The organism is Streptomyces sp. NPDC054847, assembly GCF_053610925.1.
The window spans coordinates 1-8573 of sequence record NZ_JBSGZJ010000316.1; the positions used below are offsets into that span (position 1 = coordinate 1).

The following is an 8573-nucleotide window of genomic DNA, read 5'->3' on the forward strand; positions in this document are numbered from 1 at the left end:
GCGTGGAAGGTCAGGTAGATCGCGTTGAGCAGCTGATCCGTCGCCAGGTCGCCGTGATTGCGGCGTTCCAGAAAGCGCTCGACGAGATCCATGGCCGTCTCGCTGATCTCGTCGCCGAGGCGGGCCCGTACGATCCGGGTGAGCTGTTCACGGTCGGGCGGCCTGATGTCGACGACGATGCAGCGGCGCAGGAAGGCGGGCGGGAACTCCCGTTCACCGTTGCTGGTGAGCACGATGACGGGAAAGGACCGGCAGCGCACCTGCCCGTCGCTCACCGGGACCGACGGACCCCCGTCCGCCGTGCTCACATGGACGGTCGGCCGGCTCCGGGCCGCTCTCACGAGCTCCGGAATCTGGTAGTCGCCCGACTCGAACACAGTGAGCAGGTCGTTGGGCAGATCGATGTCCCCCTTGTCGATCTCGTCGACGAGCAGGGCGCGTGGGCGGGAGTAGGGCAGCAGGGCGGTACCGAGCGGGCCCAGGGTGATGTACCTGCCGATGTCGATGTCGGCGTCGCCCTTGTTCAGGCTCACGTCGTGCAACCGGCTGATCGCGTCGTACTTGTAGAGCCCCTCCTGGAGCGTGGTCCGGCTGGTGACCGGCCAGCGCAGCACGGGCCCGAGATTCAGCTCGTAGGAGATCGCGAGAGCGAGAGTCGACTTCCCGACTCCCGGCTTGCCTGTGACGAGCAGGGGGCGCCTCAGATAGAGGGCCGCGTTGACGAGGTCCAGCACGTCCGGGTCGGCACGGTAGAGCTTGGCCCGCTCGATGTCCGCCGGCCTCCAGCCCCCGACCACCGGCGGAACGACGGGTCCGTCGTCGAAGACACGCCAACTCGGCGGGGCCGGAAGGGTGTCGATTCCGTCGTGCGGCACCTCGGTGCCGCGGAAGACTCGCCAGTCGCTCACCAGCGCTGCTCTCCTTTACCGGGTCGTCGTGGTGTTCTCGGCTCCGCCGGGGGCTGCGCCGTGGCTCCGTCCGAGGGCCCGGCAAGGGCCGGCGCACCGGCGTCGGGCGCTGCGCGGGTGGGGTCGTCCCACAGCAGAGTGAGGGCCCGCCCGCAGTGATCCGGGTCCTGTCCCCTCGTACGCGCGTCGATGCGCAGCTTCTTCACCAGCCTCGGGAGGTCGGAGAGCGGCTGCCCCGACATCTGCTGTGCGACCGAGCGCTGGAAGCGGTCACCGGCGCACATCCCGCCGGGCCGCCCGCCGCCCGGCGGGGAGCCGGCGCCCCGGTGTCCCGCTCCGTCCCCGGAGTGTTCCGGGCACGAGGTCCGGGGCCAGATGGCGGCGGGGACACCCGCGTACAGTGCGGCCTCCAGCGCCAGCTTCGCCGTCCCGCTGTCGGGCTGGTAAGAGATCCCGAGGACCGACAGGGACTCGGTGCTCATGAGGGTCGCGAACATCTCGCCGATGTCGCTGTCGTCGTGGCAGTCGACCCAGTCGACGATCGCGACGTCCTCGTGCGCCCCGGACTGGAGGCGTCTCCACCGGCTCACCCAGTTCCCGTGGGTCACCGGCGCCCGGTCCGATGCGCGCAGCACGACGACGAACATGGTTCCCAGCGGTGCCCAGGCATTGCCGAGATCCCATTCGTCCACCATCGCCTTGGCCAGCAGCGGAGTCGGCAGGGCGAATTCGATCACCAGGTTCTCTGCGTACTCCCGCATCTGCGCCACCGTCTCCGGCAGCATCTTGCGCACGTGGTCCCGCGCCTGGCTGAACGTCAGTCCCTTGTCGAGACAGAGGACGGGCACGGAATCGCCGATCGTGTCGGTGCGCTTCCACATGCTGAGCAGGTAGCGACGCCGGTTGGACCCGAGCGGGGACAGCCTGACCTCGATGGACGAGTAGCGTGGTCCCCGCACCGGCTGCGAACCGACGGCCTCCTCGAGGGGTGTGTAGGGCTGCCCCAGCCGTGACGCGATGGCTGCGGGCAGGTCCCGGATCCGGTCCGGGTCCCCGGTCGTCTCCGCCGGGGCGATCCGTGCCTGGTCGCCGCGGGACCCACGGGCCTGCTCGGCCCTGATCAGTTCGACGAGACGCACCAGCGGATGGACCGCTCCCAGTTGGGCGGGCTGCGCATCGGCGCATTCGCGGACCAGCGCCGCGAAGTCCTCCAGAGGCTTGTCCGGTGCACGACCGAGTCTGCCGACCGCCTGCCAGTACAGCGCGTTGGGGTCCATGCCCAGCCCGGCGGCGGCGGCCACCAGTGCGCGGCGTTCCGCGTGCGACAGCAGCCGGCGGTGAGCGGACTCGTGCCGCAGCTCTGTGACCAGGTCCCACAAGTGGTCGTCCGGCCGGTCCGCGTGCTGGTTGTCGGCCCACACATCGGGGAAGCGGTCGCGGACGGCGGAGGCGGGCAGCGCGAGCCCGCCCAGGTCCCAGCCGTCCTTGCGTGTTGTCGTGACCAGCCCCACGACCCGCCCCAACGACGGGTCCAGCAAAGGCCCTCCGGACATACCCGGGGCCAGCTCCCCGCCCTTGACCTTCAGCATCTCGTGGCCGTCGTATGTGTGCGGCGATTCGAACTCGACCGTGGCGCCGCCCAGTTGAGGACTGCCGCGTTCGTACACGGCACTGAAGCCGGCGGCGTAGAGCCGGCTCCCGAGCGCGGGGACGGCATCCGACAAAGGCAGCCACGAGTGGCCCCGCGGCGGTTCCGGCAACGTGATCACGGCAAGGTCCGGGTAGCGCCAGAGGCGCTCACCCCGGTGCTCGGCCGGCTCCGCCCGCACCGTCCCGTCGTAGTCGCCGCCCGCCCACTGCACCCGGACACGGTCGGCGGTACGGACGGAGCCCGAGCCGGCGCCCGGTGGGCTCACGACATGGGCGCAGGTGAGCACACGTCCCGGCGCGGCCAGGAACCCTGTTCCGCCACGTATGCCGTCACCGCGCACGCGGACGACGAACTGCCCTACGAGGGTGAGGAACGATCCCAAGGCGTCCAAGTGCGTTCACTGCCCGGCCGTGGGTGCGTCCTTGTGCCATTCGAGACGCACACGGATGGTTGCCTTCGCTTCCGAGTCGACCAGCAGGCACACCATGCGTGAGCCCTTGAGCGCCATTTCGAAACCGAGCTCGACCTCGGCCACATCCGGTGCGGCCGCTTCGAGCGCGCGGTGGACTTCCGCGGCGACACCGCGGATCGCGCTGCTGACCGCGGAGAAGGACAATGCCTCGCGCAGCCCGACGTTGGTCGGCCCCTCGTCGAAGTCCTCTGCTGCCGTGTCGCCGTGAACCTGGTCCGCCCTGACCAGTACCGTGCCTCCGCCGGGCAGGTCCAGTTCGACGATCTCGGCATCCATCACTGATCTCCCCCTCGGCACAGCGGGCCACCGGAGCAGGTGGTCGTCCGCATGATTGTGGCGCATGGAGGTCGTCGGAGTGGGCCGGTTGGCCGGATACGGGAGGGCGGCGCCGGCCGCCCGGCGCCGCGACCGACGGCCAGTGGACGGGCGGACGGTTCCGGCCCGCGCGAGGACGGACGGGTTAGCCTCGCCGCATGTACGACCCGACCCAGCTGCGTACGTTCCTGGCCGTCGCGCAGACGCTGAACTTCACGCAGGCCGCCCGCCGGCTGGGGCTGCGCCAGTCGACGGTCAGCCAGCATGTGCGCCGGCTCGAGGACGCCACCGGCCGGCCGCTGTTCAACCGTGACACCCACAGCGTGGAGCTGACGGAGGACGGCGAGGCCATGCTCGGCTTCGCCCGCACCATCCTTCAGGCACAGGAGCGGGCCGCCGCCTGGTTCACGGGGACCCGGCTGCGCGGGCGGCTGCGGTTCGGCGCGTCGGAGGACTTCGTCCTGACCCGGCTGCCGGAGATCCTCGAGGCGTTCCGCCGCGATCATCCCGAGGTGGACCTCGAGCTCACCGTGGAGCTGTCGGGCACCCTGCACAAGCGGCTGGAGGCGGGCCGGCTGGACCTGGTGCTCGCCAAGCGCGGCCCCGGCGCCACGCACGGTGAGCTGGTCTGGCGCGACCGCATGGTGTGGATCTCGGCCGAGGGACTGCGGGTGGATCCGGAGCGCCCGCTGCCGCTGATCCTCTTCCCGCCGCCGGCCGTGACCCGGGCCCGCGCCCTGGAGGTGCTGGAGCAGTCCGGACGGTCCTGGCGCATCGCCTGTACGAGCGGCAGCCTCAGCGGACTGGTGGCCGCCGCCCGCGCCGGTCTGGGCGTGATGGCCCACACGCGGGGCCTGATCCCGCCGGGCCTGGTGACGGTGCCGGAACGGGCGGGGCTGCCCGAGCTGGGCACCGTCGACTTCGTGCTTCTCCAGGGCCGCCGCAGCGACGCGGCCAAGGAGGCCGCGCAGGCGCTGGCGGCCTCGCTGCTGGCAGCGGGCGACCGGCTGCACGGCCCCGCGCCCCGCTGACGGCGGCGCTCCCGGAAACGGTGGCCGCCCGGCGGCGCTCGCGGCAACGGCGACGGCCCCGCGACGGAACGCGGTGCGGCGCAAACTCGGCGGAAGCATTCCATCCGGTACGGACCGGGACCATCGCCCGTAGAGCGCCGGTGATCACGCGGTACAGATTCGGTGGAGATTGCGGGCCGGACTCCTTACCGACCAGTCAGTAATCGGCTCCCGTGCACCCCTCCGCTCCCCGCTCACCACCGCTGACCTGTGCCTACGTCTTTCGTCCACAGTTCACGAGGACCCTCCCGCCCGACGAAATCGTGGGGTACGGTCACGGCGCTGTGCGGAGCGCCACAAGGAGCAGCCATTGCGCGAGTTCACTGTCCCACCCCTGGCCGCGGCGCCTCAGGTCGGCGGACTTGCGGACGCGGTCTTCGACCATGCCCTCGACGACCCCGACCACGTCGCGCTCGGCCGCAAGGACAGTGAGGGCCACTGGCAGGACGTGACGTCGGCGCAGTTCCGTGACGAGGTGCTGGCACTGGCCAAAGGGCTGCTCGCGCACGGCGTCCGGTTCGGCGACCGGGTCGCCCTGATGTGCCGTACGCGCTACGAGTGGACGCTGTTCGACTTCGCGCTGTGGACCGTCGGGGCCCAGTCCGTGCCGCTGTACCCGACGTCGTCGGCCGAGCAGGTCTTCTGGATGCTGCACGACTCCGAGGTCTCCGCGTGCATGGTCGAGTACGAGGACCACGCCATGACGATCGGCTCGGTGATCGACCGGCTGCCGCTGCTGAAACGGCTGTGGCAGCTGGACGCGGGCGCGGTGGAGCAGCTGGTCGCGGCGGGCGCGCACATCGACGACGACGTGGTGCACCGGCACCGGCGGGCGGTGACGCCGGACTCGGTGGCCACGATCATCTACACGTCCGGCACCACGGGCCGCCCCAAAGGCTGCGTGATCACCCACTCCAACTTCATGTTCGAGGCGGACACGATGATCGGCCGGTGGGAGCCGGTCTTCCACTCCAAGCCGGGTGACGAGGCCTCCACCCTGCTGTTCCTGCCGCTGTCGCACGTCTTCGGCCGGATGGTCGAGGTGGCCGCGATCCGGGGACGGGTCAAACTGGGCCACCAGCCGGTGCTCCAGGCCACCGCGCTGCTGCCCGATCTGGCCGCGTTCCGGCCGTCGTTCATCCTGGCCGTCCCCTACATCTTCGAGAAGGTCTTCAACGCCGCCCGCCGCAAGGCGGAGAGCGCCGGCAAGGCGGGCGCCTTCGACAAGGCCGTCGAGGTGGCCGTGAGGTACGCGGAGGCTCTGGAGCACCGCGCCTTCGGTCTCGGCCCGGGCCCCTCCGCGGGTCTGCGTATGCAGCATCAGCTCTTCGAGAAGCTGGTGTACGGGAAGGTCCGCGACGCGATGGGCGGCCGGGTGCGCCACGCGATGTCCGGCGGGTCCGGCATGGACCGGCGGCTCGGTCTGTTCTTCGAGGGCGCCGGTGTCACCATCTTCGAGGGCTACGGACTCACCGAGTCGACGGCCGCGGCCACCGCGAACCCGCCCGAGCGCACCCGTTACGGCACCGTCGGCCTGCCCATCCCCGGCACGACCGTGCACATCGCCGAGGACGGCGAGGTCTGGCTGCACGGGGCGAACATCTTCCAGGGGTACCTGGGCGACCCGAAGGCCACCGACGCCGTGCTGCACGACGGCTGGCTCGCCACCGGCGACCTGGGCGCGCTCGACGAGGACGGCTATCTGACCATCACCGGGCGGAAGAAGGAGATCCTGGTGACCTCCGGCGGCAAGAGCGTCTCGCCCGCCGGGCTGGAGGAGCGGGTGCGGGCGCATCCCCTGGTCGCGCAGTGCATCGTCGTCGGCAACGACCGGCCCTACATCGCGGCGCTCGTCACCCTCGACCAGGAGTCGGTCGAGCACTGGCTGGCCATCCAGGGCAGGCCGCCGCTGCCGCCCGCGGAGATGGTGCGCGACCCGGACCTGGAGATGGAGATCCGCCGCGCGGTGGTCGCCGCGAACACTCTGGTCTCCAAGTCCGAGTCGATCCGTACGTTCCGGATACTGGCGCATCCCTTCAGCGAGGAGCACGGGCTGCTGACACCGTCGCTGAAGCTGAAGCGGAAGGCGATCGAGAACGCCTACTCCGCCGAGGTCGACGCCCTCTACGGCTGAAACGCGACTCAGACGAGCTGGTAGGCCCGCATCCGGGTCAGCAGCATGTGGCAGTTCTGGAGCGAGCCCGAAGTGTCCCCGAGCGAGCGGTAGATGCCCCACTTGGGGCGGACGCGGTCGGCGAGGAAGGTGTCGACGCCCGATTCGGACGCGTCGATCACCGTGGCGCCGCCGCTCTTGAGGATCCAGCGCACGGTCCCGGACGTGCCGTTGCCGATCTTCATCCGCAGGTCGACGTCGGTCCACTTGTCGTGGAGCGGTCCGAGGTCGGTACGGCCGACGAGGACGTCACCGGTGAACACCTTGAGCTCGATGGTCTGCACGCCGCCGACGCGCCGCAGCGACTGGACGAGGATCGGGGACGTGCCGGTGCCCGGCTGCTTCATCTGCATGATGTGGGTGAAGGTGGTGGTCGCCTTGAGCGAGCTGGGCAGGAACATCGAGTAGGTGATCCGCCAGGTCTGTCCGGACGTCCAGCGGAGGTACGAATCGCCGTTGCGGCAGCCGGTGACCTCGTTGCGCTGCCGGTCGGTGTGCGTGTCACGGTCGGCCGTGTGCATGGCGAAGCGGAAGTTGTCGCCCTCGGTGCGGATGTGGGGTGCGCCGGAGGGGTGCGAGCCGGCCCGGTCGTCCTCGATCGTCTCGAAGGCCCGGAGCCCGTCGCGGCTCGCGGAGGGTGACCAGCGCAGCTGCCAGGAGGCGGCGCTCGCCGGGGTCACGGGCAGTCCGGCCGCGACCGCGCCGCCGAGTGCCGCGCCGAGCACCGCCCTGCGGGATGCGTTCATGTCGGTGGTCCTTCCTTGCGGTAGAGGCAGCCGGGCGGCCGGTGTCGTGTCCCGCAGCCGGAGCGCGACGACCCCTGAGATGTGGGGGGCGGGAGTTCCACTGAACGACGCACACCGCACCACGGTTCATGTCGGTGTGCATCGTTCAGCCATCTGAAGCAGAGTCCCGCGTTGACGGGTCGCGGTCAATGGTCTGGACCGAGGAGACGGAGTGGTATCGCGCCAACTTCCAGGGCGGGAATGCGTCCACGGGGATGATCGTTGACGATAGGAGAAACCAACCGCCGACGTAAGGATCGACCGCTCGTGAGCAAGGTCCCCTTCATCACCCTCAACAACGGCGTCGCGATGCCGCAACTCGGCTTCGGTGTCTGGCAGGTGCCCGACGACGAAGCGGCGCAGACGGTCACGACCGCCCTGGAGGCGGGCTACCGCAGCATCGACACCGCCGCCATCTACGGGAACGAAGCGGGCACCGGCAAGGCCGTCGCCGGCTCCGGGATCGCCCGCGAGGAGCTGTTCGTCACCACCAAGCTGTGGAACTCCGAGCAGGGGTACGACTCGACCCTGCGCGCCTTCGACGCCTCGCTCGGGAAGCTGGGGCTCGACTACGTCGACCTGTACCTCATCCACTGGCCGATGCCGGCCAAGGACACGTACGTGGACACGTACAAGGCGTTCGAGAAGATCCTCGCGGACGGGCGCGCCAAGGCCATCGGCGTGTCCAACTTCCGCGTCGAGGACCTCGAGCGCCTCATCGGCGAGACGTCCGTCGTCCCGGCGGTGAACCAGGTCGAGCTGCACCCGCAGCTCCAGCAGTCCGCTCTCAGGGACTTCCACGCGAAGCACGGCATCGCCACCGAGGCCTGGTCGCCGCTCGGACAGGGCAAGGACCTCCTCCAGGCGCCGACGGTCGTAGCGGTCGCCCGCAAGCACGACCGCACGCCCGCCCAGGTGGTGCTGCGCTGGCACCTCCAGGTCGGGAACGTGGTCATTCCCAAGTCCGTGACCCCGTCCCGGATCCAGGAGAACATCGACGTGTTCGACTTCGAGCTCGACGCCGACGACCTGGCGGCGTTCACCGCCCTGGACGAGGGCCGGCGGCTCGGTCCGGAGCCGGCGGACGTCAACTCCTGAGCGGCCTGCGCCGCGGGCGCGAGGAGCCTTCGAGGACGCTGGACGGCGGGCCGGGCAACCGGCCCGCCGTTCGCTGTCGAACGACGGGGCACCGCCGCGGC

Annotated in this window: 7 protein-coding genes; 3 read left to right on the forward strand and 4 right to left on the reverse strand. The window is 70.5% G+C overall.

The window, feature by feature from the left end; translation table 11 throughout:
• The 3 genes from ACWGH4_RS25465 to ACWGH4_RS25475 form a co-directional block, all read right to left on the reverse strand.
• Nucleotides 1-908, reverse strand: a 908-nt coding sequence (locus ACWGH4_RS25465) for an AAA family ATPase (RefSeq protein WP_453465004.1), incomplete at its 3' end; no start/stop codon positions are given.
• A complete protein-coding gene (locus ACWGH4_RS25470) occupies nucleotides 905-2950 on the reverse strand; it encodes a VMAP-related conflict system protein (RefSeq protein WP_453465007.1) in 2046 nt (681 codons plus the stop codon). The genes ACWGH4_RS25465 and ACWGH4_RS25470, both read right to left, overlap by 4 nt.
• Before the next feature lie 6 nt (nucleotides 2951-2956).
• Entirely contained in the window at nucleotides 2957-3307 is a 351-nt protein-coding gene (locus ACWGH4_RS25475; RefSeq protein WP_453465010.1) for a CU044_2847 family protein, read from the reverse strand.
• 197 nt (nucleotides 3308-3504) lie between these two features.
• Between ACWGH4_RS25475 and ACWGH4_RS25480 the strand changes: the two genes are divergently transcribed.
• Both ACWGH4_RS25480 and ACWGH4_RS25485 read left to right on the forward strand, forming a co-directional pair.
• A complete protein-coding gene (locus tag ACWGH4_RS25480) occupies nucleotides 3505-4377 on the forward strand; it encodes a LysR family transcriptional regulator (RefSeq protein WP_453465013.1) in 873 nt (290 codons plus the stop codon).
• A gap of 349 nt (nucleotides 4378-4726) precedes the next feature.
• Entirely contained in the window at nucleotides 4727-6550 is a 1824-nt protein-coding gene (locus ACWGH4_RS25485) for an AMP-dependent synthetase/ligase (protein WP_453465016.1), read from the forward strand.
• 8 nt (nucleotides 6551-6558) lie between these two features.
• Here the strand turns inward: ACWGH4_RS25485 and ACWGH4_RS25490 are convergent, their stop codons facing one another.
• Nucleotides 6559-7335 (reverse strand): Tat pathway signal sequence domain protein, encoded by a 777-nt coding sequence (locus ACWGH4_RS25490; RefSeq protein ID WP_453465018.1) that lies wholly within the window; start codon nucleotides 7333-7335, stop codon nucleotides 6559-6561.
• 306 nt (nucleotides 7336-7641) lie between these two features.
• Here ACWGH4_RS25490 and ACWGH4_RS25495 point away from each other — a divergent pair, with 306 nt between their 5' ends.
• Nucleotides 7642-8472 (forward strand): aldo/keto reductase, encoded by an 831-nt coding sequence (locus tag ACWGH4_RS25495; RefSeq protein WP_453465021.1) that lies wholly within the window; start codon nucleotides 7642-7644, stop codon nucleotides 8470-8472.
• Nucleotides 8473-8573 lie beyond the last annotated feature (101 nt).

What these genes read in the sequence shown, in the direction of transcription:
- ACWGH4_RS25475 (WP_453465010.1), bottom strand. Translation starts at nt 3,307, where the DNA reads ATGGATGCCGAGATCGTCGAACTGGACCTGCCCGGCGGAGGCACGGTA.
- ACWGH4_RS25480 (WP_453465013.1), top strand. Translation starts at nt 3,505, where the DNA reads ATGTACGACCCGACCCAGCTGCGTACGTTCCTGGCCGTCGCGCAGACG.
- ACWGH4_RS25490 (WP_453465018.1), bottom strand. Translation starts at nt 7,335, where the DNA reads ATGAACGCATCCCGCAGGGCGGTGCTCGGCGCGGCACTCGGCGGCGCG.